At 39.6% G+C, this 26,185-nt stretch carries 23 protein-coding genes and 1 tRNA gene; all 24 read left to right on the top strand.

Annotation, left to right across the window (positions count from 1 at the left end):
- The first annotated feature begins 171 nt into the window (after positions 1-171).
- The 24 genes from HMPREF9078_RS06090 (at position 172) to HMPREF9078_RS05975 (ending at position 25,819) form a co-directional block, all read left to right on the top strand.
- Entirely contained in the window at positions 172-1,425 is a 1,254-nt protein-coding gene (locus HMPREF9078_RS06090; RefSeq protein WP_009419829.1) for a sigma-54-dependent Fis family transcriptional regulator, read from the top strand.
- A gap of 128 nt (positions 1,426-1,553) precedes the next feature.
- Positions 1,554-2,825, top strand: a complete 1,272-nt coding sequence (locus HMPREF9078_RS06085) for a nucleotide sugar dehydrogenase (protein ID WP_009419828.1) — start codon at positions 1,554-1,556, stop codon at positions 2,823-2,825.
- 56 nt (positions 2,826-2,881) lie between these two features.
- Entirely contained in the window at positions 2,882-3,826 is a 945-nt protein-coding gene (locus HMPREF9078_RS06080) for a transporter (RefSeq protein ID WP_009419827.1), read from the top strand.
- Entirely contained in the window at positions 3,807-4,937 is a 1,131-nt protein-coding gene (locus HMPREF9078_RS06075; RefSeq protein ID WP_009419826.1) for a GNAT family N-acetyltransferase, read from the top strand. Before HMPREF9078_RS06080 ends, HMPREF9078_RS06075 begins: the two co-directional genes overlap by 20 nt.
- 7 nt (positions 4,938-4,944) lie before the next feature.
- A complete protein-coding gene (locus HMPREF9078_RS06070) occupies positions 4,945-5,643 on the top strand; it encodes a ZIP family metal transporter (RefSeq protein WP_009419825.1) in 699 nt (232 codons plus the stop codon).
- 27 nt (positions 5,644-5,670) lie between these two features.
- Positions 5,671-7,995, top strand: coding sequence for a glycoside hydrolase family 20 protein (locus HMPREF9078_RS06065; protein WP_009419824.1), 2,325 nt, complete (start codon positions 5,671-5,673; stop codon positions 7,993-7,995).
- A gap of 73 nt (positions 7,996-8,068) precedes the next feature.
- A complete protein-coding gene (locus HMPREF9078_RS06060) occupies positions 8,069-9,451 on the top strand; it encodes a dipeptidase (protein WP_009419823.1) in 1,383 nt (460 codons plus the stop codon).
- 215 nt (positions 9,452-9,666) lie between these two features.
- Positions 9,667-9,740, top strand: a tRNA-Asn gene (locus HMPREF9078_RS06055).
- 940 nt (positions 9,741-10,680) lie between these two features.
- Positions 10,681-11,568, top strand: coding sequence for a hypothetical protein (locus HMPREF9078_RS06050; protein ID WP_009419822.1), 888 nt, complete (start codon positions 10,681-10,683; stop codon positions 11,566-11,568).
- A gap of 15 nt (positions 11,569-11,583) precedes the next feature.
- Positions 11,584-12,429: a hypothetical protein gene (locus HMPREF9078_RS06045; RefSeq protein ID WP_009419821.1), complete on the top strand. Its 846-nt coding sequence runs from the start codon at positions 11,584-11,586 to the stop codon at positions 12,427-12,429.
- A gap of 107 nt (positions 12,430-12,536) precedes the next feature.
- Positions 12,537-13,649 carry a thiol-activated cytolysin family protein gene (locus HMPREF9078_RS06040; protein ID WP_009419820.1) on the top strand — a complete coding sequence of 371 codons (1,113 nt, stop codon included), beginning with the start codon at positions 12,537-12,539 and terminating at the stop codon, positions 13,647-13,649.
- Positions 13,650-13,657: 8 nt separating this feature from the next.
- Complete coding sequence (locus tag HMPREF9078_RS06035; protein WP_009419819.1) at positions 13,658-14,356, top strand: leucine-rich repeat domain-containing protein; 699 nt, start codon at positions 13,658-13,660, stop codon at positions 14,354-14,356.
- Positions 14,357-14,429: 73 nt separating this feature from the next.
- Positions 14,430-15,149 (top strand): leucine-rich repeat domain-containing protein, encoded by a 720-nt coding sequence (locus HMPREF9078_RS06030; RefSeq protein ID WP_009419818.1) that lies wholly within the window; start codon positions 14,430-14,432, stop codon positions 15,147-15,149.
- Between the two features lie 613 nt (positions 15,150-15,762).
- Positions 15,763-16,881: a DNA replication/repair protein RecF gene (locus tag HMPREF9078_RS06025; protein ID WP_198142752.1), complete on the top strand. Its 1,119-nt coding sequence runs from the start codon at positions 15,763-15,765 to the stop codon at positions 16,879-16,881.
- Positions 16,882-16,942: 61 nt separating this feature from the next.
- Positions 16,943-17,161, top strand: a complete 219-nt coding sequence (locus HMPREF9078_RS06020) for a prolyl-tRNA synthetase (RefSeq protein WP_002675096.1) — start codon at positions 16,943-16,945, stop codon at positions 17,159-17,161.
- Complete coding sequence (locus HMPREF9078_RS06015) at positions 17,151-17,474, top strand: type II toxin-antitoxin system RelE/ParE family toxin (RefSeq protein ID WP_009419815.1); 324 nt, start codon at positions 17,151-17,153, stop codon at positions 17,472-17,474. The genes HMPREF9078_RS06020 and HMPREF9078_RS06015 overlap by 11 nt, the downstream gene beginning before the upstream one ends.
- 61 nt (positions 17,475-17,535) lie before the next feature.
- A complete protein-coding gene (locus HMPREF9078_RS06010; RefSeq protein WP_009419814.1) occupies positions 17,536-20,025 on the top strand; it encodes an O-antigen ligase family protein in 2,490 nt (829 codons plus the stop codon).
- Between the two features lie 5 nt (positions 20,026-20,030).
- A complete protein-coding gene (pyrR, locus tag HMPREF9078_RS06005; RefSeq protein WP_009419813.1) occupies positions 20,031-20,591 on the top strand; it encodes a bifunctional pyr operon transcriptional regulator/uracil phosphoribosyltransferase PyrR in 561 nt (186 codons plus the stop codon).
- 35 nt (positions 20,592-20,626) lie between these two features.
- Positions 20,627-21,313 (top strand): hypothetical protein, encoded by a 687-nt coding sequence (locus HMPREF9078_RS06000; protein ID WP_009419812.1) that lies wholly within the window; start codon positions 20,627-20,629, stop codon positions 21,311-21,313.
- Between the two features lie 10 nt (positions 21,314-21,323).
- On the top strand, positions 21,324-21,674 hold the full coding sequence (locus HMPREF9078_RS05995) for an SPOR domain-containing protein (protein WP_009410186.1): 351 nt from the start codon (positions 21,324-21,326) through the stop codon (positions 21,672-21,674).
- Positions 21,675-21,693: 19 nt separating this feature from the next.
- Positions 21,694-23,148, top strand: coding sequence for a HAMP domain-containing sensor histidine kinase (locus tag HMPREF9078_RS05990; RefSeq protein ID WP_009419811.1), 1,455 nt, complete (start codon positions 21,694-21,696; stop codon positions 23,146-23,148).
- 20 nt (positions 23,149-23,168) lie between these two features.
- Positions 23,169-23,615: a copper resistance protein NlpE N-terminal domain-containing protein gene (locus HMPREF9078_RS05985; RefSeq protein WP_009417407.1), complete on the top strand. Its 447-nt coding sequence runs from the start codon at positions 23,169-23,171 to the stop codon at positions 23,613-23,615.
- 155 nt (positions 23,616-23,770) lie between these two features.
- Positions 23,771-24,379: a bifunctional nuclease family protein gene (locus HMPREF9078_RS05980; RefSeq protein ID WP_009410183.1), complete on the top strand. Its 609-nt coding sequence runs from the start codon at positions 23,771-23,773 to the stop codon at positions 24,377-24,379.
- Between the two features lie 12 nt (positions 24,380-24,391).
- Positions 24,392-25,819: a NupC/NupG family nucleoside CNT transporter gene (locus tag HMPREF9078_RS05975; RefSeq protein WP_009419810.1), complete on the top strand. Its 1,428-nt coding sequence runs from the start codon at positions 24,392-24,394 to the stop codon at positions 25,817-25,819.
- The last annotated feature ends 366 nt before the right edge of the window (positions 25,820-26,185 follow it).

Raw genomic sequence — 26,185 nt, 5'->3', positions numbered from 1 at the left:
GTAAATTAGAAAATTGGGAAATTAGCAAATTTGTGGAAGGAGTTTAGTGGGAGTGTAGTGGCGGAAAAGCGGAGGAAAAGCGATTGAAAAATAGCATTTTGTTATATCGAACTGACATAAATTCAAAAAAATATTCGTATCTTTGCCGTTCATAAACTCTCAACTAAAAAAGTGGAAAATATACAAGCTATAAAACAACGATTTAGCATTATTGGCAACGACCCTAAGCTAAATCGCGCTATCGAAAAAGCTATACAAGTAGCCCCTACTGACATTTCGGTACTCATCACCGGAGAAAGTGGGGTGGGAAAAGAGGTTATACCGCGCATCATTCACTCGCTGTCCCTACGCAAACACGGCAAATACATAGCCGTTAACTGCGGAGCAATCCCCGAAGGGACTATCGATTCGGAACTTTTTGGTCACGAAAAAGGCGCTTTTACGGGAGCTACCGCTACCCGTAGTGGGTATTTTGAGGAAGCCGATGGCGGGACTATCTTCTTAGACGAGGTAGGTGAATTGCCACTCACTACCCAAGTGCGCCTCTTGCGGGTGCTCGAGAACGGCGAGTTCATAAAAGTAGGTTCATCGGTAGTGCAGAAGACAAATGTACGCATTGTGGCAGCTACCAATGTGCAAATGCAAGAAGCTATTAAAAAAGGACGTTTTCGCGAAGACCTTTACTACCGACTCAGCACAGTAGAGATACATTTGCCTCCTTTGCGCGAACGCAAAGACGATATCCACTTGCTTTTCCGCAAGTTTGCTTCGGATTTTGCTGAGAAATACAAAATGCCTCCTGTGAAGCTCAGCGAAGATGCGGTACATCTGCTCACGAACTACCGTTGGAGCGGGAATATCCGTCAGTTGCGCAATGTAGCCGAGCAGATTTCGGTACTTGAACAGCGCAGGGATATTACAGCGAGTATTTTGCGCACCTACTTACCTGATGAGGGTAGCAATCTACCACAGGTTGTACCTCAGCAAGCGCGCCAGGATAGTGATTTTAGCAACGAACGCGAATTGCTTTACAAGGTGCTTTTCGATATGAAATCTGACCTCAACGACTTGAAAAAGCTTACCCTTGAACTGCTACAACACGGCAATTCAGCCCAAGTACAACAGGACAACGAGGGACTTATTCACCGCATCTACGGCAATGATTCGCACAAGAATGAGGCGAGCTCTCCGGCTTATTCTATCATTCCTGTACCTCCTACCGAGAAGGAAATCCTATCTCACGAAGAGGTGTACGACTATGAGGAAGCTGCGGAAGAAGAGCGTTTTTCACTTCAAGAGCAAGAGCGCGAGATGATACGCAAGTCGTTAGAACACAACGGTGGCAAGCGCAAGGAAACCGCCAAAGCCTTGGGGATTTCGGAGCGGACGCTATATCGCAAACTAAAACAGTATAATATGATTTAGGCACTAAGCTTTGGGGCATAAGCCTCAGGCAATAGGAGGTCAGAGGAGAGAACTTTCTGCTCAGCCGGAAGAGGCGGAGTTTTGGGAAAGGATTGTTAATTATTAATTGTGAATTGTTAATTATTTAGATGAAATCATATAAAATAGGCATTATTGGGCTGGGTTATGTGGGGTTCCCCTTAGCTTGTCTGTTTGCCAAAAAATATCCCACAGTGGGTTACGACCCCTATACGGCGCGAGTGGAAAGCCTCAACGCGGGTATTGACACTACGGGCGAAATCGGTAGTGAAACCCTTAAAGAGCGATTGGCTACCCACCTTATTTGCACTGCGAACCCTGAGGACGCTAAGGATTGCAATGTGTACATAGTGGCAGTACCTACACCTATCGACCTCTATCAGCAACCTGACCTTACCGCTTTGCGCGAGGCGAGCCAAACAGTAGGCGCATTGCTAAAAAAAGGAGATATAGTGATTTATGAATCGACGGTTTACCCAGGAGTGACGGAAGAGGTGTGTGTGCCTATCTTGGAAAGCGCGTCGGGGCTTGCATACAACCGCGATTTCTTTGTGGGTTACTCGCCCGAGCGCATTAACCCTGGTGATAAGCACCATACCGTGGAGACTATCTGCAAGATTACCTCAGGCTCTACCCCTGAGGTAGCACAGGAAATAGATACGCTCTACAATTCAGTGCTGAGGGAAGGCACTTACCTTGCCCCGTCTATAAAAGTAGCCGAAGCCGCCAAAGTGATAGAGAACGCTCAGCGTGATGTGAATATCGCCTTTATGAATGAGATAGCGAAGATATTCAATATTTTAGAGATTGACACTAATGCGGTGATAGATGCAGCGAGTAGCAAGTGGAACTTCTTGCCCTTCCGCCCTGGTTTGGTAGGCGGACACTGTATAGGGGTAGACCCTTACTACCTCATACAAAAAGCTAAACTGCACGGCGTATCGCCACGCTTAATGATGGAAGCCCGAAAGACGAACGACTCGATGGGAGGCTATATCGCCTATCAGATTATCAACCGCTTGTGTTTACAAGGTATGCCTGTGAAGGACAGCCGAATCCTACTCTTAGGTTTTACATTCAAAGAAAACTGCCCCGACACTCGCAATACGAAAGTAGTAGACATCTACCGTACCCTTGAAAATTTTACTAACAATATTACAGTGTACGACCCTTGGGCAGACCCTAAGCGGGCTCTTGAAGAGTACGGTATTGAGGTAGCTATTAAACTACAAAAGCTCCCTACCCACAACGATGTAGTGGTGCTTTGCGTGGCGCACCAAGAATTTCTGCAAATGAATATAGAAAATTACTTAAAAGAAGATGGTATCGTTTACGACGTAAAGGGGAAGTTAAAAGTGAAGAAGAATGTGTTTAGGTTATAAAAGTTGTATAGTAAAAAACTTTTTCCTACCTTTGTCGCCTAAAATATTCACATACAATGAAGAAAATATACTTGCTAATGCTTTGTGCTTTTCCGTTTTTGGCAAAGGCACAATACACTGAAATTATTAACTCAAACCTCCCAGGTAATTCACAAAGTGCTTACGCAGTAGGGGCGAGAGTATTACAATTTGAAGGAGGTTTATGGTACGAGCACAACCACCACAAAGAGACAGGCACTTCTATGGATTTTACTGGAATGAACTATGCAGTGCGTTATGGTTTTTATAAAGAAGAATTGGAAGTGATGCTCAATGGTACTCTTGCTTATGACCGTACAATTGCATCTAATGGTACGACTTCGCACTTTGGTTTTGTGAACAATACTATCGGGGCTAAGTATTTGCTCTTTAAACCTGCTTTTTTAGATGAAGAGCCGAGTATTTACAGTTGGAAGGCTAATAACTCTTTTAGATGGCGCAATCTCACACCTTCTATATCTCTTTATGCAGGGGTGAATTTCTTACCAAACAAGCGATATTACTACGAGTCAATACCAGCACTCTCTCCTAAAATAGCAGCTATCTTTCAAGCAGAACCTATCCCCCGTGTGGTGTTGGTAGCAAACGGTATCATTGATAGGTTCTTAAGCGGTAAAAACACCGAATACAGCTATTTGTTCACCGTTACTCATAACTTAGACAATGGTTGGTTTAGTATCTTTGCAGAGCATCAAGGTATTCACAGCCAGCATTACAACGACCAGATTACGCGTCTTGGCGTTGCCTTCTTGCTTTCCGATAAAATACAACTCAATGCCGATATGGGCTTTGGCTGGAAAGATACCCCACAACGCTATATGGGATTGTTCGGGGCTTCTTATCGCATCGATAACCACAACAGCTATATCAAGAAGGTATTGAGTGAAACAATAGAAACCACCAAAATACAACACAAGAAAAAACCTAAAAGAAACAGACGTAATGCCATTGATCCTGATTAAAGAACTCACCACTAAAAAGGAACTTACCGAGTTTGTGAAGTTCCCTTTGTCTTTATACAAAAACAACCCTTATTGGGTGCCACCTCTCATCAGCGACGAGGTAGCCTCTTTTGACAAAACCAAGAACCCTGTATTCGACAATGCCGAAGCCTTCTTTTACGGAGCTTACAATGAGAAAGGTAAAATGGTAGGGCGCGTAGTAGCTATTATTAATCAGCACGACCTTAAACAGAACATAAAGAAAGTGCGGTTTGGTTGGCTGGATATGGTAGACGACATTCAAGTAACACAAGTTCTTTTGGATAAGGTAGCTGAAAAAGCTCGTGAGTATCAACTGGAGTATATGGAAGGCCCGATAGGTTTTTCGAATATGGACAAAGTGGGATTGCTTACTGAAGGTTACGACCACCTCTCGAATATGATGACGTGGTATAACTATCCTTATTATAATCGACACTTAGAGCAATTAGGCTTTACTAAAGAAAAAGGTTTTGTAGAGATGGAATTTTTAGTAAAGAACTCTAAACCTGAGCTCTTTAAGAAAACTGCTGAAGCCATAAAAAAGCGCTATGGGGTAAAGTTCATCGATACGCCTACTACTAAAGAAGTGCTCAAACACGTAGATGCAATGTTTGACCTTTACAACGAAACTTATTCTAAGTTAGCCTCCTACGTGCCTATAAGCGAACGTCAGCGCGAGTATTTCAAACAAAAGTATATCCCTTTTATCAATCCTGAGTATGTACGTTTTATTGAAGATAAGGACGGTAAACTGATATGTTTTGCCATTGTGATGCCTTCGTTCTCTAAAGCATTACAAAAGGCAAAAGGCAAACTCTTCCCTTGGGGTTGGTGGTATTTATTACAATCGAAACGACATCACGATACGGTGGAGTTCTACCTTATTGGGGTAGCCCCCGAATACCAAAGTAAGGGTATTCCCGCCTTGTTGTTCGACTATTATTATGATATATTCACCCGCAATGGGGTTACTCATTGCGTGATTACTCCTGAACTCGAAGAAAATATTGCTATTCAACAACTCTGGAAGAGTTTTGACCCCGTTATTTTTGCTCGCCGTGCTACCTTTAAAAAACAGGTAAGAGATTAAATGTAAAATGAATTATCTTCTCCCTTTTCTGGCAGTAGTATTAGGCTACTCATTCGTTACCCTTTTTAAACCTGCCCAACAGCAATACACCAAACTACTACTCTCTTTCAGTGGTGCTTACCTATTAGCACTCACTGTATTCGTGCTGATACCCGAAGTATATCACTCTCACGATGAGCATACACACGGTTTTAAATACATAGGGCTATTTGTGATAGTAGGAGTACTCTTGCAAATTGTCTTAGAGTTCTTTTCGCACGGAGCCGAACACGGTCACACCCAGCACCCACACCCACACCAACATAGTACTTTCCCGCTCTCACTGTTTATCAGTCTTAGTATTCACTCGATTTTAGAAGGTTTCCCGCTTTCTCACGGGCATAATCACGACCTTGTGTATGGTATATTCGTACACAAACTGCCTGTGGCTATTGTGCTTACCACCTTTTTTGTGAATTCAGGAGTGAACAAGTGGAAGACAGCACTGTTTTTACTCTTCTTTGCCCTAATGACGCCATTAGGCACTTTTTTAAGCAACACAGTACCAAGCCTTATCAATTACCACACGGAGCTTTCGGCTATTGTAATAGGTATTTTCTTGCATATTTCTACCGTTATCTTATTTGAAAACTCCGAAGGACATCGCTTTAACCTATTAAAGTTTTTAAGTGTTTGTGTGGGATTTGTGGTAGCGTATCTTACTTAGTAAATTGACCAATTAACAGATTAACCAATGAAGACAATAAAAAAAATCTTATGCATTAGTGTTTTATGGGTAGTTGCTTGCCAACTTCCTCATAAAGAGGTTGCCTTTACCGAGAGTGACCTTAATGTTATTCCGCAACCTGAATCGGTGGTGCTAGGTAAGGGTAGTTTTCGGTTTACTAAGGAAACTGTTTTTGTGATTGACCCTGCTTTGATGCCAGCTCGGCGTTCTTTTCTCGAACAATTTGAGAAGGCTTCTGGATTTAGGTTTTCTGTACAAAAAGTAGCTCTCTTGACTAATTATGTAGTGATTGACACTGATACATCTCTTCCTAAAGAAGGTTACACTCTCACTGTAAATCCTAAAGAAATTATCATTAAGGCAGGTGGTTACAACGGGGCACTTTACGCCCTCGAAACGCTGCGTCAACTACTGCCTAAAGAGTTTGAAAGCACTACACCAGTGAAGACTGATTGGGCGGTGCCCGCAGTTACCATCACTGATGCCCCTCAGTACGCTTGGCGCGGATTAATGCTGGACGTTTCTCGCCATTTTTTCCCCAAAGAATATATACTGAAAACCCTCGACCGTATGGCAATGCTCAAGCTCAATACCTTCCACTTCCACTTAGTAGACAATGAAGGTTGGCGCATCGAAATTAAAAAGTATCCTAAACTTACCGAAATAGGTGCGTGGCGTGTAGACCAAGAAGATAAACTATGGAATGAGCGCACTCCTAATTCCGCCAACGCCTTTGCCAATCCTGCAACAGCTCCTAAAAAATACGGGGGTTTCTATACCCAAGAAGATATTAAAGAGATTGTAGCCTACGCCTCTGCACGTGGCATTACGGTAATCCCCGAAATAGAAATGCCTGCCCACGCAATGAGTGCCATAGCGGCTTACCCCAAACTGTCTTGTCACAAACGCCCCATAGGAGTACCCTCAGGCGCGGTGTGGCCTATCACCGATATTTATTGTGCGGGGCAAGAAGAAACTTTCACTTTCTTGGAAGATGTACTTACCGAAGTGATGGAGCTTTTCCCCAGTAAATACATTCACGTAGGTGGCGACGAAGCCACTCACACCGAATGGAAAAAGTGCCTCAAATGCCAAGCACGTATGAAAGACCACCATTTAAAAGATGTGCACCAATTACAGAGTTATTTTATCAAACGTATAAATGATTTCTTACTATCCAAAGGGCGCACTTTGGTAGGTTGGGACGAAATAATGGACGGGAGTTTAGCTAACAATGCAGTGGTGATGAATTGGCGCGGTATCGAGGTAGGTAAAAAAGCCCTCGAACAAGGTAACCCTGTTGTCCTCACTAGCGATTGCTATATAGACAACTATCAAGGTCTTCCCGATTATGAGCCTCAAGCCAATGGCGGTTACTTACCGCTCAAAACCCTTTACCATTACAGTCTTGAAAAAGAAAACCTCAGCCCAGCGCTACAAAAAAATATTTTGGGTACGCAAGCCAACTTATGGGCAGAACACGTGGGTAGCACTGAACATTCGGAATATATGCTCTTTCCGCGATTGTTGGCGCTTGCTGAAATCAGTTGGACAACCGATAACTTGAAGAATTGGGACAACTTTATAAATCGCACTCAAGCCTTTATGAAGCGTTTGGACGTGATGAAGGTGAACTATGCCCGCTCTATGTACCAAGTAGTCCCTACCGTTGAAAACCAAAAGGGGAATATCTTTCTAAAATTAGACTGTGAAGTCCCAAACGCCGACATTCGCTATGCTTTGGGAGATACTCCTATGGAGAAAGCTACGAAATACCACCAGCCTATTGCACTGAATAGAAGCACGACCTTTAAAGCTACTGTTTTCAGTGGAAAGGCGACCAACACCATTACCACTGGCGAGGTAACATTCCACAAAGCGATAGATAAGAAAGTAAGTTACAGTCCACTTTATCACAAAAGTTACCAAGGGCAAGGAGAAGCGACGCTCACCAATGTCATTCGCGGTACCAAAAACTTTCACGATGGGCAATGGCTCGGTTGGTTAGGCGACGATGTAACCCTTACCCTCGATTTGGAGCAAGCTACCGAGGTAAGAGAAGTGCGTATAGGCGCAATGGATGCCCAAGCATCTGGTATTTACTTTCCCGTAAAATTTATGGTATCCCTTTCAAACGACGGTAAAAACTACCGTGAAGTAGCGACTCACAATGAGCCTTGTGTAGTGAGAGGAAAGTCCTCTTTAAAAGATTTTGTGTTGAAGTTTAGTCCAACGGAAGCACGCTATATCAAGCTCACTCTCAAAAACGTAAAAACACCCCCAAAAGGAGGTGATGCTTGGCTTTTTATAGATGAAATTTTGGTATTTTAGAAAAATAATGTACCTTTGTTGCGTTTTAAAACCACAAATTGATAATTATTAATTGTAAATTGTTAATTGACATATGGATTCAGTAAAAAATTATATCAATGAAAACAAAGACCGCTTTATTGCGGAACTGATAGAACTGCTCAAAATGCCTTCTATTAGTGCTGATGCTGCCTATTCTCAGGATGTGCTCAACACCGCCGATGCCGTAAAAAACGCCTTAGAAAAGGCTGGTTGCGACAAGGTGGAAATATGTGAAACCCCTGGCTACCCTATCGTCTATGGCGAAAAAACTATCGACCCTGCCCTACCTACCGTATTGGTATATGGACACTACGATGTACAACCCGCCGACCCTATTGAGCTTTGGGAATCCGACCCCTTTGAGCCTATGATTAAAAAAACCGATATCCACCCCGATGGCGCTATCTTCGCTCGTGGGGCTTGTGACGACAAGGGACAAATGTTTATGCACGTGAAAGCCCTTGAATATATGGTGAAAAACAACGTGCTCCCTTGCAATGTGAAGTTTATGATTGAAGGCGAGGAAGAAATAGGCTCAGGAAGCCTTAGTTGGTTTGTAAAAAACAACCACGAAAAACTCAAAAACGATATTATTCTCATTTCCGATACCAGTATGCTGGCTAACGACACCCCTTCTATCACTACGGGCTTACGCGGACTTAGCTATGTGGAAGTGGAAGTTACTAGTGCTAACCGCGATTTGCACTCTGGCTTATATGGTGGTGCCGTAGCGAACCCTATCAACGTGCTTACTAAAATGATTGCTTCTTTGCACGACGAGAACAACCGCATTACCATTCCGCATTTCTACGATAAAGTAGAAGAGCTCTCACAAGCTGAACGAGATGAAATGGCAAAAGCACCTTTCTCACTCGAAGCCTACAAAAAAGCCTTAGATATTGATGAAGTATATGGCGAAAAAGGCTATACCACTACCGAGCGCGCCTCTATACGTCCTACCCTTGATGTAAATGGTATCTGGGGAGGCTATACCGGACAAGGAGCTAAAACGGTTATCCCAAGTAAGGCTTATGCCAAAATATCAATGCGCTTGGTGCCTAACCAAGACAACCACGAAATTACCGAGCTCTTCACCAAACACTTTGAGAGTATCGCACCAGCAGGTGTGCGCGTGAAAGTAACTCCGCACCACGGCGGACAAGGCTATGTAACCCCTACCGATACGCCTGCTTACCAAGCAGCAGTAAAAGCCTGCCAAGCGAGCTTCGGGAAAGAGCCTATACCTGTGCGTTCAGGTGGTAGTATCCCTATTGTAGCCCTTTTTGAAGAAGAATTAGGTAGCAAATCTATTCTCTTAGGCTTTGGTTTAGATAGCGATGCTATCCACTCGCCTAACGAACACTATGGTATTTTCAACTTCCTAAAAGGTATTGAAACCATTCCGTGGTTCTATCACTACTTTGTAAACAAGTAATACAAGTTACATAAATAATAATAAAGACTTTATCAATACTCGTAGCACGAGAGGCTATTAAATTTTTGGTAAAGTCTTTTTATATTATTATTGAAAATAAACGACTTAGCAATACAGCTAAAAAATATTAAATATTTTTCTGCTTAAAAATTTGCAGGTTTCAAAAATAGTTGTACCTTTGCACCGCAATTAAGGAAAACATAAGTAGAAAATATTCCTCCTTAGCTCAGTTGGTTAGAGCATCTGACTGTTAATCAGAGGGTCACTGGTTCAAGTCCAGTAGGGGGAGCAACAAAAAAAGCACTTACATTATGTAAGTGCTTTTTTATTTTATCTTCTTACAAAGCCCATTCTTTAGCTCGGTTGTGGGCATCCCACATTCTTTCATACAATTCACTTTTTTGTAATAACTGACTATGAGTGCTTATAGCACTAATTTCATCTTTCTAAAATACAATAATCTGGTGGGTTATCTGGTGTGAAGATTAGTTAGAGTTTTTGGAGAGGGAATAGAGATTAAGGCACTACGAAAGGAAACGGAGAAGTTCGGAAGAAGCAATTCAGGTAAAAGGTAAAAAATGAGCTATAAGGAGGGTGCGGGGTTTTTGATAAAAAAAGGCTGTGAGGAGGGTGGAGTCTTAGCTTATAGGGAGCTTATAGGAAGCTTATAAAATCTTGGACGATTGGTATAGAAAGGGTGTATAACTAGTTGATTCATACTGTGATACAACAACGCAAAAAATGTTAAAAACAGGGTTTCGTGGCGAAAGAAAAGGGAAGAGGCATTAGACCTTAGACCATAGGCACTAGGAGGGAGTGTGACGGGAAAGAGAATTAGCAAATTAGAAAATTTGGAAATTAGAAAATTAGCAGATTAGGAGTGAGCTGGACGAGTAGTGTGAGCTGGACGGGCTGGGAAGTTAGAGAATTAGAAAATTTGGAAATTAGAGATTAGCAGATTAAGTGTGAGACAGACGAGCGGGTACGAGCTGGACGGGCTGGGAAATTAGAGAATTAGAAAATTTGGAAATTAGAAAATTGGCAGATTAGGTGTGAGCACATAGGTAGGAAGGTTAGCAAATGGTTTGTGTTATATGTAAAACAAAAAAGATGATGAAATATTTGGTGGGGAACAAAAAAGTGTGTATTTTTGTACCGTGATGGAGAATATTATATTCTTATATAAGATTTTAGAATCTTTATGATAGGTAATTTAAAAACAATGTGATATGAAAAAGTATTTATTTATAATGAGCTTAGTAATAGCTTTTATTAGTTGTAGCAAGAGTGAAGACAAGGTTGTAAAAGAAGAAGTGCCTGAAGTGATAAGTGATACTTTTAGCGCTACTATTAAAGATGGGTTTACAGGAGAGAACGGAGAAGAACTCATCTTGCACAAAAGTCTTAAAAATATATTGGTAGGGGATTATATTCCTTATACTCTTACAATTAAAGAAAAAGAGACATCTTCTGAAGGGAATTATGTGCTTATTCCTACTAAAACAAGTGATAAAAACCACCAATCTTTGCAAGTAGACTATGAAATGTACCTTGAAAACGACAAAGGAGAAAAAGAGAAAGTGGGGTGGCCTCATATAGAATTACGTAAAGCAGGGAAGTACAAGTTCTATATTAAACCATTGGTTCCTGGCACATTTAAGATACCTTTTATTTTACTAAAAAAACACGAAGGACAAAAAACAGAACAAACAACTTTCCCTACTATTAATTTTAATGTGGTAAAGATAACATTGATATATAATCAGTTAACGAGACACACTAATTTGAAGATAGGGGGTACGCCTATAATAAGTTTTAAATTTTTATATTATTTTCAAATAGATGATGGTGATGAAGAAACGGATATCTATTTATCACCTAAAGAAAAGGCAACACAAACATTTGCCATAAAATACAATAATAGCAACACCCCTACTTTTTCAGGGGATTTAAGAGCGGGGGAGAAATACACTTTTGATTTTCATATTAATTTCTATGACTTTGCCACTATTACTATTGTTCAAAAAAGAGAAGGAGAGGAAGAGCTTCGTATAGAATATCTTAATATTCCTGTTGAAAAAAGGAACGAAGACCATTTTGAACGACATTTTTTTTAATTAAAAACAACAAAAATGAAAAAGTTTTTAGCCTTTATAAGTTTAACAATCTGTATTACCTCTTGTAGCAAGGATAGTACTAATGAAGAGCAACCACAGCAACCTATAGAATTTACAGCTACAATTAAAGACGGTTTTACAGGTATCTATGGGGAGGAGATAATACCTTACAAAAATCTCAAAAATATAGTAGTAGGAGATGAAATCCCCTATACGCTTACTATTAATGAAGCTGATAGTAGTGAACCCAGTGTAAAATATGTATTAACTCCTATCACGAAGGAGGATAAAAACCACCAAACACGAGTGGATTATGATTTTTATCTTGAAAATGCCAATGGAGAGAAAGTAAGAGTTACACAACCTTATATAGAGTTTCATAAAATAGGGAGTTACAAGTTTTATATCAAACCTCTTGTACCTGGCACATTTAAACTTCCTTTTATCTTGCAAAAGATGTTAAACGGAGAAGAACTCAAAAAAATAGAGTTGCCCACCCTTAACTTTAATGCGGTAAGGATAGAACTAAAACGTTACTTAAATTATTTTGATAGGGTAAATATTGATGGAGAAAGTAGACCACTTATACATTATAATCTTAAAATGGAAGATGGGGTAAATGAAACTGATATTTATCTTTCTCCTCCTGGTAAGGAGTGGAATAAGACATTTATTGTGAGATGTAATCGTTTTAAGTATGAAGGAGCTTTTGAAGAAGGAAAGGTGCTTTATTTTAAAGATGAAGAAGAGAGGGATAGGTGTCACTCAGCTTCAATTACTATTGTACAGCAAAAAGAAGGACAAGAGGAATTTCGTGTTACTTATTACAATGTGCCTATTGAAAATAATGATAAGCCTTAATAATTAATATAGTATTATGAACTTAACAAAAATAACTATTTGTGCATTATTAGCAGTTGTCATTAGTGCTTGAAAGAAGAAAATATAAACTAAAAAAATAGACGAATATGAAATTATTAAATTTAAAATCTGTAAGTTTCATAGCAGTAGCTATGTGTGTGTTATCTTGTAATAAAGATGAGAGTTTTTCAGACCGGCTTGCTGGTTTGAAATCAGTAACGTTTCCTGAGCAAGGCGAACAAGTGATTGCCTCTAAGGAAACAGGTAGGTTTATAGGCAACAAGAATGAGGTGATTGAAACCGTTAAAGTACAACAAACCTTAGACCCTGTTCAGATAGTAGACGCCACGAACCTCGAAACTATCTACCCAGGTAGTGTATTGAATGGAGAAGCCTTTTTAGAAGGAGAGTATACCAATTTAAAAATTAACAATCCAAAAGAAATTACGCTCTCTACTACTTTAAAAGGCTCAGGAGCTGTAGTGAAAGCAACAGCTATTCCTACTCCCAGTGATGTAAGAGAAAAAGTAAATACGTTGGTAAGCCAAAAAGCTGAAAAGGTAGACTATAAGAATGTTGCATCATATATGTCCTATGTTTCTAATGAAGTAACAACTCAAGAAAGTTTCAGTAGAACCTTAGGCATTCACGTAAAAATAGAAGTGCTTAAAGGATTGGCAAAAGGTAGTTTTGGTTATGAGCAAAAAGAACTCAATATTAATACTAAAAAACATATATTGATAAAAATACGCCAACTTTTTTACAATGTATCTATTGATCCTAAATCGGCTAACGAATGGGGAGATATTCAAATCATAGGTAATTATGAGCCTGTATATATCAGTAGTGTAGATTATGGGCGTGTAGCTACTCTATTAGTTGAAACTGATGAAAGTGTTTCAGAAGTTACAAAGAAAATAGAGGCAAGTATTGGTGTAGGTCTTAAAACAGTAGGAGGAACAGCAGATATGAACGATGTTAAAGAACAAAGAGCCTATTTTAAAGAAAAAAATATAAAAATATTACTTGCAGGAGGTCCTTTATCAGAAGCTAAAACAGTAAAAGACTATGATAGCTTTATTAACTTTTTGCTAGTGCCTGAGTCAGAAAGTTTAGTAAAAGGAGCTGTTCCTATTGGTTATAAAGTACGTTCCTTAAAAGACAATCGCGAAGTAACAGTACGTACTATGTTTATAGAACAGCGTTTTAACTATAAATAAGAACTGCTATGAGAAACATTTTATTTATATTATCCGCCTTTATGTTCTTTGCTTGTAAAGATAAAGATAGTGGGATATCTTCTTCCGACTATGAATTGAGTACCAATGGGCTTGTCTTGGAAAAATGGAAAAATGAGAATACAACAGCTCTTGATATGCAAGCTGACCCTACCCTTAAGGAAGTGAAAACTATAGGGCAGGGAGCTTTTGCAGGTCATAAGAATTTAAAGACTATAACTCTCCCTACTCAATTAATAACCATTGAAAAAGAAGCTTTTTTTGGTACAAGTATTAAAAGTGTTTCCATACCCTCAGGAGTAAGAGTAATTAAACAAGATGCTTTCAATGCCTCAACTCTTACGTCCGTTCAGTTTTCAGAAGGACTTACAGATATTGAAGAAGGAGGTTTTGTAGGTTGTCAAATACCTTCAGTAAATCTTCCAGAAAGTCTTCAATCTATAGGAGCTCGTGCTTTTTATAATAATAAGGTGATAGTAGAGGTTGTTATTCCTAAAAATGTACAAAACATAGGTTTCCGTGCTTTTTCTAATTTAACAACAGTTACTTTTAAAGGAATAAATCCTCCTAAAGTGAATACTCCTTTTGAGAGTGTAACTCGTATTTTTGTACCTAAAGGAAGATTAGAGGTGTATAAAAACAATGAGGGTTTTAAGAAGTATGCAAATATCATTTCGGAAGAGGAATAGCATAATTTTGTAAAACTACAGTAATGGCAGATACAGATATAACATCTGCCATTACTTTAAAAATAATTATAAGATGAGAAATATTTTATTCATATTATCCGCCTTTATGCTCTTTGCTTGTAAAGATAAAGATAGTGGGATCTCTTCTTCCGACTATGAGTTAAGCCCTGATGGACTTACCTTAATAAAGTGGAAGAATGAGAATACAACGATTCTTGATATGCAAGCTGATCCTATTCTTAGTAAAGTACAAGTTATAGGTGAAAAAGCTTTCTATATACATAAAAATATAGTAAACATTACACTCCCTACCAATTTAAAGAGTATAGAAAAAGAAGCATTTTGGTATACTAAAATAACGAGTATTACTATCCCCACAGGTGTACAGGTAATAAAAGAATTTGCTTTTGGGTCATCATCACTCACCTCTGTTCAGTTTTCGGAAGGGCTTATCTCTATTGACAAAGGTGCTTTCTATGATTGTGAAATTCCCTCTCTCAATTTCCCTGAAAGCTTGCAAGCTATTGGTGAAAGTGCTTTTTGGGGTAATGGAACGATTATTTCGGTTACAATTCCTAAAAATATACAGAATATTGCAGAGGGGGCATTTTTCGCTTGTAGTAAATTAACTACAGCTACCTTTAGAGGAATAAATCCCCCCAGAGTAAAAGATCCTTTTAATACTCTAATTAATCCTATAGCTCGTATTTATGTGCCTAAAGGGAGATTAGAGGTGTATAAAAACGATGAGGGATTTAAGCGTTACAGTAATGTTCTTACAGAAGAGGAATAAACTTTGTAAAACTACAGCAATAGGCAGATACAGATATAACATCTGCCATTACTCTAAAAATAATTATAAGATGAAAAATATTTTATTTATATTATCCGCTTTTATGCTCTTTGCTTGTAAAGACGATGATAAAACAGGCAACTCAATCATCGGTGAGTAGCAAGCCGTAAAAATAGTAACAGGAGGAGTTGATATTCCTATTGACAATTGCACTGGTCAAACAAGACTCCTTATTACAGATGACCGTTTTACTTATTATAAACACTGGAAAAATGGAGATGATTGTAACTCTCAAATAGATGATTACAATTATGTTACTGAGGTAGGTGAAAAAGATAAAATAAGAAAGAAAAGTGATACAAGTCATTATTACACTTGTGTTTTAGAGAATGGTGGATCTCGCCTTCGCGTTGTTTATTTTAGTGATTCATACGCTATCTTTAAACGGAAATAAAATTTGGTAAATCTATAAAAAAGAGACGAATAGTATTCGTCTCTTTTTATTGTATAACACTTTAGGATATTAAAAAGGAGCTAAGAGTTAGGAAAAACAAGCAAGAGAAATACAAATTTGGTAATTCACAAATTATTCGTACCTTTGCACTAACAAATGATGTTTCTCAAACAAATATCGGTCGTAAACTACAAGAACATACTCTCACAAGCGTATGCCTTTAGCCCTACTATCAACTGTTTTGTAGGGGATAATGGTGTAGGGAAAACAAATCTGCTTGATGCTATTTATCACTTAGGTATGGCGAAGAGCTACTTTACTACTTCGGCAGTGCAGAGTGTACGTCACGGCGAGGAGTTTTATCTTATCGAAGGACAGTTTCGGCAAGAAGAACGTGAAGAACAGATAGTATGTAGCCTTAAAAAAGGACAGAAGAAAGTGATGAAACATAACGGTAAAGCCTATGAACGTCTGGCTGACCATATAGGTAAATACCCTATGGTGCTCATTTCACCTTCCGACCGCGACTTGATAGTAGAAGGTAGTGAAACGCGCCGTAAGTTTTTGGATAGTGTGATTTCGCAAACTGATAGGGCTTACTTAGAACTGCTTTTGCGCTACAACCGCACGCTCTTGCAACGCAATACGTTACTGAAACAAATGACAGAAGGAGGCGTTTTCTCTTTAGAGACTTTGCACATTTACGACGAGCAGTTGGCGCCCTTAGGACAACACATTTATGAGAAACGGCGAGCTTTTATGAAAGAGTTTTTGCCTATCTTTAGCGAGCAGTACGCGTATATTTCGGGGGGTAAGGAACGAGTGAGTTTGCAGTACGACAGCAGTTTGCACCAAAGTGATTTGGCTACCCAGCTTGCTGAAAATACTGAGCGAGACCGCAGTGCGCAATACACTACCGCAGGTATTCACAAGGACGATTTGCTTTTTGAGATTGAGGGCTACCCGATGAAAAAGTATGGCAGTCAGGGACAACAGAAGTCGTTTTTGATAGCCTTAAAGCTCTCACAGTTTGAAGTGTTGAAGCAATCGTTAGGGATTACGCCTATAGTGCTTTTAGATGATATTTTTGATAAGCTTGACGATACTCGCGTAACGCAGTTGGTGCAGTTGGTTACTCAAAAACATTTCGGACAGCTTTTTATCACCGATACTCATTCGCAACGCACCGAAGACGTAGTGAAGCAAACGGGACTAGCGTATGAGATGATTCAAATAGGTGCGAGCCACACGGGCAGTAAGAGCCACAAAAGCAGGTAAAAGATAAGAGATAAAAGGTAAATGAGAAGAGAAAGTGACTTTTTTGTTTAATTAAAATAATATGTGTTTATTAGTGTATCCTAAGAATGAAATACAAAAAGCTGAATTGACTTCTTTGTTTGAAAAAATGGGAGTGGAATTTGAGTATGAACAATCTTTTTTATCTGATTCTCTTAAAAAAGAGTTGGATAAAAGAGTTATAGAGATAAAAGAGAACCCTTCTATTGGAATTCCTTTTGAAGAAGTAAAGAAGAAAATATCAGAGAAGTATGTCATTTAGTTTGATTTTCCACCCCAGAGCAGAAAAAGAGTTAAATGATATTATAGATTATTACAATGTTTTTAGAGAAAATTTAGGTTTTGAAGCATATAATGAAATAGTAGATTATATAGAAACATTAAAAGACTTTTCCTTTGTTGTTCCAAAGAAATATGAGGAGGTTCGTATTTTCTTTACTAAAAGATTCCACTTTGGAATTCATTATATTGTTTTGGAAGAATTGTCAGAAGTGATTATCATAGCCATTATTAACACCAAACAACAAATAAAAGAACACCAAATATTCAATAGAATTTCTGATATAAAAGACTGATTATAATTGGAGGTAACTATCAAGATATAAGTAACTAAGAAAATTTATATAAATACATAAGATGAAACCCAACAAGAAGAAAACACCCAGCAAGAATCCTATTAAACCTACCCCCACAGTGAGTGAGGAAGGGAGTTCGAGTATGAAGCTTTTGGCGAGTGTCTTGCTCATTGCCTATGGCTATGTAACGGTACTTACCCCTAACTGGATGGCATTCGACTCCAATGCTACAAAGTTTTACACCTTTGCTATTCTGAACTTGATTGTAGTAGGGCTTGTGTTTTTTATTAAAGAATTCAGAGAACGCACACAATTACTGTTTGGCTTTTTTACCAATAAAATAGGAATTGCTTACTGCCTGATAATGGTATTGGCATTGCTCTCGTTTACCAAAGCTATTGATATAGAAGAAGCGATTTTGCACTTCTTTAAGATATTTACAGCTTTCTCAGCTGCTTGGATGGTATCGGCTTTGGTGATTTACAACAAAAAGAGTTTAGTACACTTGGCAGTTGCGATGACTATTCTTTTGTGTTATGACTTTTTGGTAACCCTCGACGGGGTAAAAGGTATCATCAAGGGTATTAGTGCCGATTACAATATCAAAGGCTCGTATTCTAACAAGAATATTTTGGCTTCGGCTATGTTTATTAAGATACCTTTTGCTATCTGGTTGTTTTATTTTCATAAAAACACCTTGCGTATCATCGGAGGGATAGGTATTTTAGTCGGCACTTTGGCAATCTTCTTTATGAGTACCCGTGCTTTCTACTTAGCAACTATTCTTACAACGCTAATCTTCATCACTTATGGCTCTATCGACTATTTTATCTTAAAACGCCGTGAAACGGGCGTAAAAGTACTGATGCACGTAGGCTTGGTAGTTCTTGCTTTTGGTATTTTCTCGTTTGTACAGAACTATTTATACCCTCAACAAGTGAGACAAAGCACCAGCTTCGGGGCTCGTTTGGCTGAGGTAGCTAACCAAGAGAATACCAGTAACAACTTGCGTAAAACTGCTTGGGTGATTACCACTACCGATATGATTCCGAACGACCCACTGTTGGGCGTAGGCATTGGTAACTGGAAGGTACGCTTCTTACAGTATGAGAATTCTTACAGTCCGCATTATATCTATATGTATAAGAACCACAACGACTTTTTGGAGCTCACCGCCGAAGCGGGAATCTTCGCAGGGTTGGCGTTCTTGGCTATATTCCTCTTGGCAGCTTATTATTTCCTAAGAGGTACTTATAAAAACAAGAATCCCGAGCAAGAACAGTGGTTTTTCTTACCATTGTTTGGACTCTTTGCTTATTCGTTTGATGCGTTCTTTAACTTTCCTCAAGACCGTCCCGAAATTCAAGCCCTCTTTGGTATTTATGTAGGGATAGCAGTAGGCTTGGCAGTATTGTATTTCAGTAAGAAAAAAGCAGAAGAGCGCAAATTGCCAATGAGTATTGTAGGTTTTATAGGAGCAGTAGCCGTGGTGGCAATGGTTTTGAATGTGGTAGTAGAGCGTATGTACTTTGATTCTTCTAAAATACAACGTATGGTAAAAGAAGAGCAACAAGGGGTGCGTCCTACTAAATCACCTTCGGATTACCTGATACGCAACTACCCTCGTATTCCAAATCTCACGGCAGTGGCTGAGCCCGTGGATGTAGAAAAGGCGCGCTACTTGATAGACGAAAAGAAATTCGATGAGGCACGTAAAGTATTGGCTTCCATTCATTACCACCCTTATGATGCGCGCCCTGAGTATTTTACTGCTGTATCATACTTTATGGAAGAGAACAAAAACAACGATAGTATTTATAAATATGCCCATAAAGCCCGAATGATAAAGCCTAATTTCTTCGGTAATCTAAATTTAGAGACCTTTGCGCTGAACAATATGGGTAAAGAACAAGAATCGATTCACTTGCTCAAACAGTATTTAGGCTTGGAAAAAGACAGTGTGCAGAAACCACAACCTAAGTGGAAAACTATACTGAAAAACCGTTTCCACGTAGATGTAGATAGAGACGCTCTTCGCGGTAATCGCAGTGAGGTACAAGCGTGGAACTCTTTAGCTTATCTGCAAGAGAAAAATAACTTAATAGCTGATGCTCGTGCTACCTTAGATAGTGCCATTGTGTATTTGCCTGATAATAAAGATATAATTAATAACCGCAACAAGATTATCTCGCGTATGCAGGTAGAACAGTTTGCTCCTCTTTACACTCAGGCAATGCAACTCTATTTGCAGCAACGTTATGCTGAAGCAATTCCTATATTTACGAAGTTCTTGGAAAAAGTACCTGCTCATATAGACGGGCTCAGGTATCGTGCTATTAGTTACTACAACACGCAGCAATACCAAAAGGCTATTAATGATATGACTGAAATGGAGAGCTTAGGAGTGCCCGTAGATGCTGTACTGAATAATTATCGTGCCTCTTGCTACTATATGTTGGGCGACAAGGCGAATGCCAAAGTCTTTTTCCAAAAAGCCGCTAGCGAGGGCAATGCCGATGCTCAACGCAACTTAAATACCCTCAGTTTTTAAGTCAAATGAATACCTATACAAAACAAATCCTCAGCGAGAAGGAACTCCGAGTGATGCTACACCGCCTCGCTTGTGAGCTGATAGAAAACCATAACGATTTCTCGAATACGGTTTTTATCGGTATCCAGCCTCGTGGCACTTATTTAGCTGAGCGATTGGTAGAACTACTCACTAACGAATACCACATTGCTGATATTCCATTAGGCTTATTAGATATTACTTTCTTTCGCGACGATTTTAGGCGCACAGGTAGACCTCTTGAAGCCAACTCTACCGCTATTGACTTTATCGTCGAAAACAAGAGAGTGGTATTTATAGATGATGTGCTCTACACAGGGCGCAGTATTCGCGCTGCGCTCAGTGCCATACAGAGCTTTGGGCGCCCTTCTGAAATAGAGCTCTTAGTGCTTATTGATAGGCGTTTTAGTCGTCATCTTCCCATACAACCCGATTACAACGGTAAGCAAGTAGACGCTATCAATAATGAACGTGTGGTAGTACACTGGAAACAAAACGACGGAAAAGACTCAGTAGAGGTAATAAGTAAAGTCGGTGAGCTGGCGTAGCTGAGAATGTAAGTAAGAGATAAGGGATATGTGATATGGTAATAGCAATTCTTACAGTCTTTATAATGCTGAACGTAGTGCTGAAACTCAGTTTTTGGAAACTGTGGCAACAGGCGTTATTTGCAGCTGTTTGTTTCTTGTTTGTATGGTTGGCTACTGATTTTGCCTCAGAGCAGTCACAAGTTACCCTCCAAACAATGCTCAGCAACCCCAAAGTACTTGGCAATATCACCGTACTGCTCACCGTAGAGACTGCTGTGTGTATGGCGTATTGTTTTACTTCACTACGGACGCTTTTCAAAGGTAAAGAAAGTCGCTGGCATAAAGTTTTGCAGTGGTATCCTAACCTGCTTATTTTTCCTGCATTGTTCTATGTACTCACTCAAGCCATCTTTTATTATACAGGGGTCTCGTTTGAGCATATTGCTTTTTGGATAGGTGCGAGTGTGGTAGTTTTCATAATATTAGGTTCTTTGGGTCTTCAAAAGCTGTTGCCCGAAAAAGACCTGCGCTTAGAATTACACTTTTTGGTGAGTTTGCTTATCACTCTCTTAGGACTTATAGGTACTGCTAACGGACAAATACTCTACGTTCCCCAAAGTGAACCTATCAATTTAAAAGTATTGGGAGGTATATTTACTTTCTTTATAGCCTTGTTTGGCATAGGCTTTGGATTTAGTAAATTGTATTGGTTCTTACGCCAAAGAAAACAAAAGAATTAAATTTATATTGATGATGAAAAACATATTTATAGCTGGAATACTATTGCTCACAAGCGCTTCCTATGCACAAATAACTATTAGTCAGGAAAAGAATATAGCCGATGCAATGGAACTCAAAAAGGAAATAGCTCGTACCGAGAGTGCTTTCCAAGTACAAATCTATAATGGCAATATCACCGAAGCTAATAAAGTAATGCTCGATGCCAAAAGCAAATACAAACAATACCCTGTATTGCTCACTTTCGAGTCGCCTAACTACAAAGTGCGCCTTGGTAGTTTCCGTACGCGTTTAGAGGCTGAGAAGAAACTTGTAGAGATTAAAAAATCTTATCCCGCAGCCTTTGTAATAGGCTTAAAATAACCTGTAATAAGGGGACACTATGTTTAAAAAAAACACCCTTCGCTTTCAGATATTCCTCAGTATGACCCTACTCGTGCTAGTAGCTTTCGCTATCTTAGCTTTCGTAATGATTGGGCAGTATAAAAAACAGGCATTAGAATATCACGATGAGCGACTTATCGACAAGGAAAACCAAATCAAGATGCAGATACAATATGTATTCTCGCAAACCACTTTCCCTGTCGAAACCCCTTATATACCCCTTATCTTTCGGGAGGATATCTACAGCATTGCCAATATCCAAAACCTAAACTTTGCCCTCTATGACCTCGACGGCGTTCTGCTAAAAAGCTCCAAAGCCTCTCTCTCGCCCGACCAAGATGCGTTTTTTATTCCTCCTGATGTATTGCATCAGCTTTCCGCTACACTCAATAAACGTCTTGTTGAGCACCACGAATTTGCAGGGCGTGGTTACCAAACTTCTTACAGTTATATTACCGATTTGCAGTTCAAGCCTATCGCTATTCTCAACATTCCTTATTTCGAGAACGACACCTTCAACGAGCGCGCTTTAAAAGGGTCGCTGTACAACTTAGCGATGGTGTATTTCTCGCTCTTGGTAGTTGCCCTTACGGTAGCTTACTTCATCTCTAAATATATTACCAAATCGCTTAAAACCATCGAAGGTCGCTTAGAGAAAACTCGTTTGCTCTCCCAAAACGAAAAGATACTTCTCAAATCTGCCCCTACCGAGATTACCGAGTTGGTAAATGCCTATAACGGAATGATTGATGAGATTGAGAACAGCAAAGCCCTTTTGGCGCAATCCGAACGCGAACAAGCGTGGCGCGATATGGCAAAGCAGGTAGCACACGAAATCAAAAATCCTCTTACTCCTATGCGTCTCTCCGTGCAAAGTTATCAACGCAAAGCCCTTCGAGAGCCTCAAACCACTGAACAAACTAATGAATTCTGCGAATCTCTTATCCAACAGATAGACATATTGAGTAATATTTCTACTGCCTTCTCGGCACTTACCAATATGCCTGCTAAAAATGATGAGGAATTCGATTTTGTGTCTGTTATCAAACGCACTTTAGATATCTTTAATTCTGATGAAATTCACTTCTCCCATTCTCACGATGAGATTATAAGTGTATTCGATAAAGACCAGCTCGGTCGTGTAGTTACCAATTTGGTGAAAAATGCGCTACAAGCTACCGAAAACGAACCTTTTCCTTCTATTGAAGTGAGCCTTAATAAAACCGATACCGATATTACTCTAAAAGTAAAAGACAATGGTACGGGTATCCCCGACGCCGATAAAGAAAAGATATTCGAACCAAAATTCACTACCAAAACCAGTGGTAGTGGCTTGGGATTAGCAATGGTGAAAAACATCGTACTTTCCTACGGGGGTAGCATTCATTTTACTTCCGAAGTAGGAAAGGGAAGTGAATTTACTGTAGTATTGGTACACTTTTTGAATAAGTAAATAAATAAACATTATATTTTATGAAAAATCACATCTTAACATTGGGAGTCGCTGTGCTTATGCTCGCCTCCTGCCAAAACAATCCTTCACAAACTGCTAACACTGTAGTAAGTGAAACCACTACTATGATGGAGAATGCTGCTGAAAAAGTAGAAGAAATGGTAACTCCTCAATTGTTAGCTACTTATGTAGGTACTCTTCCTGCTGCCGATTGCGGCGGAATGGCTACCGTTATCCATCTCTATGCCGATGACACCTATGTAAAACAAGAAAACTGTGCAAGCAAAAACTTCGAATCTAAAGAAGAAGGTAAAGTAGAACACACTGATAAAGGTTTTACACTCGTTTCTAAAGCTGATAATCACAAATCTTTCTATATTACCAAAGGCGATAATATCGTACAAGTAGGTGAAGATGGTAAAGAACCTAAAATGGTAAAAGAATATACTCTTACCAAACAAATGTAACAAGTAAAATCTTATGTAATGCGAAGGCTGTTCAATCTTGTATTGAACAGCCTTTTCTTTTACAAAGAAGAAAAAATATGTTAAAAATCTTTTGTAGTTAAAATAATTGTTATAACTTTACCCCCTAATTTGTATTTTATGTTAGTAACCTTCCAATGGATTTAGTGCGTCTTTTCATAAAAAGGATATCATACAATCAATCGCAGAACGATGCCTTTGTGCTTATAATGCACGAGGTCGAGACCGATTTAAAGCTACCCATCGTCATTGGTACCTTTGAAGCACAATCTATTGCCTTGGAATTAGAGAAGAGCCTCGTACCTCCTCGACCCCTTACACACGACCTCTTCAAGATATTCGCCGATACTTTCAGTATACAAATAAAAAGAGTCGTGATTTACAAATTAGAAGAAGGCATTTTCTACTCCAATATCCTCTGTGTACAAAATGGTCAAGAATACACCATCGAAGCTCGTACCAGCGATGCCATCGCCATTGCCTTGCGTTGCAACGCACCCATCTACACCTATCGAGATATCATTCAAAGAGCCGGCATTTATATCCCTTTGCTCAACGATGAGCCTTCCAATACCATAAGTCCTTCGTTAGATAACGTTGATGAGGAAGACAGCAGCCGAAACAGATATACTAAATACGCCTTACCCGAACTAAAAACAATGCTAAATGACTGTATCGAAAATGAAGATTACGAAATGGCAGCGCTTATCAGAGATGAAATCTCTAAACGCGATAGTACTTTTTAAAACTATATACCAATGAAAAAAAACATAACCATCGGAAGTCTTAGCTTCCTTTTACCACTCATAAGTGTCGCCCAAGACGCTACACAATCTCCTACTACACAAACCGCCACTACACAAGTAATGAAGGCTGTCGCTAGCGAAGGTTTCTCTCTCGAAAGTTTTACTCGTGGTGTGGTAGGTATGATTACCCTCCTGTTTATCGCCTTTCTTTTCAGTAGTAATAGGCGCGCTATTAATTGGAAGACTATTGGCATAGGCTTAGCCCTACAACTCTCCATTGCAATAGGTATTCTAAAAGTAGGCTTTATACAAGACGCCTTCGATTTTGCCGGTAGTATCTTTGTGCTCATATTAGATTTTACAAGAGCAGGCAGTCAGTTTCTCCTCGGTAACTTAGTCGATACCAATAGCATAGGCTATATCTTCGCTTTCCAAGTGCTCCCCACCATCATCTTCTTTTCTGCACTCACCTCCCTATTGTTCTATTTAGGTGTTATTCAGGTAATAGTGCGTGGTATGGCGTGGGCATTGTCTAAACTGCTGAATATCTCAGGTGCCGAAAGTCTTTCGGTTACGGGTAACATCTTCTTAGGACAAACCGAAGCCCCTCTGATGATTAAAGCCTATTTAGCCAAAATGACTCGCTCCGAAATCCTCCTTGTGATGATAGGCGGAATGGCTACCGTAGCAGGAGGCGTAATGGCTGCTTATATCCAATACCTCGGTGGCGACGACCCCCAAATGCGCTTGCTCTTCGCCCGACACCTCTTAGCAGCTTCCGTAATGGCAGCCCCCGGTGCTATCGTAGTTTCCAAGATGCTATGCCCTCAAACCGAGCAATTCTCTAACGATTCACACGTCTCTATGGAGAATGTAGGTTCCAATGTGCTCGACGCTATCGCCAATGGTACTACCGAAGGACTTAAACTCGCTGCCAATGTAGCGGCTATGCTTTTAGTATTTGTGGCTTTTATCGCAATGATTAATTATTTCTTTAATTGGGTAGGTTATCAAACACATCTCAACAATATCATAGCCAGCAATACTCCTTATAACGGACTCTCTTTAGAAATGATTTTAGGTACCGTTTTCTCACCCGTTATGTGGCTCGCTGGTATTGCCAAAGAAGACGTTATGCTGATGGGACAATTGCTCGGTATTAAGCTCTCTTCCTCAGAATTTGTGGCTTACACTCAGTTAGCCACCCTAAAGGATATGACGAGTGCTCCTCACCTAATGTATAACAAATCTATCATTATGGCAACCTATATGCTTTGCGGTTTTGCCAATTTCGCCTCCATAGGCATTCAAATAGGAGGCATAGGAGCCTTAGCCCCCAACCAACGCAAAACCCTCTCTCAATTCGGCTTAAAAGCCGTTCTTGGGGGTACTTTAGCCTCTCTGTTATCCGCAACTATCGCCGGAATGATTATCGGGTAACCACACTTTTCTAAATAACACAAGCTTAAAATTGCTTTTTATACCATAACACTTTGCCAAAGGTTCTGAACACCTACCGTTCTACAACTTTGGCAAAGTTTTTTATTGTCTATTTCGCTACAATCGCTCGTGCAGCTCGTACCCGCTCGTCTGTCTCACACCTAATCTGCTAATTCTCTAATTTCCAAATTTTCTAATTTACTAAATCTCTTTTCCGTCATACTTCTCCCCTAGTGCCTATGGCCTAAGGCCTAATGCCTTTCCCTCTTTCTTTCGCCACGAAACCCCGTTTTTAACATTTTTAGCGCTGTTGTATCACAGTATGAATCAAGTATTTATATACCCTTTCTATACCAATCGTCCAAG

The organism is Capnocytophaga sp. oral taxon 380 str. F0488 (assembly GCF_000318255.2).
Taxonomy (GTDB): domain Bacteria; phylum Bacteroidota; class Bacteroidia; order Flavobacteriales; family Flavobacteriaceae; genus Capnocytophaga; species Capnocytophaga ochracea.
The sequence above is the reverse complement of the archived record's forward strand: the minus strand, read 5'-3'. Positions and strand labels throughout refer to the sequence as shown.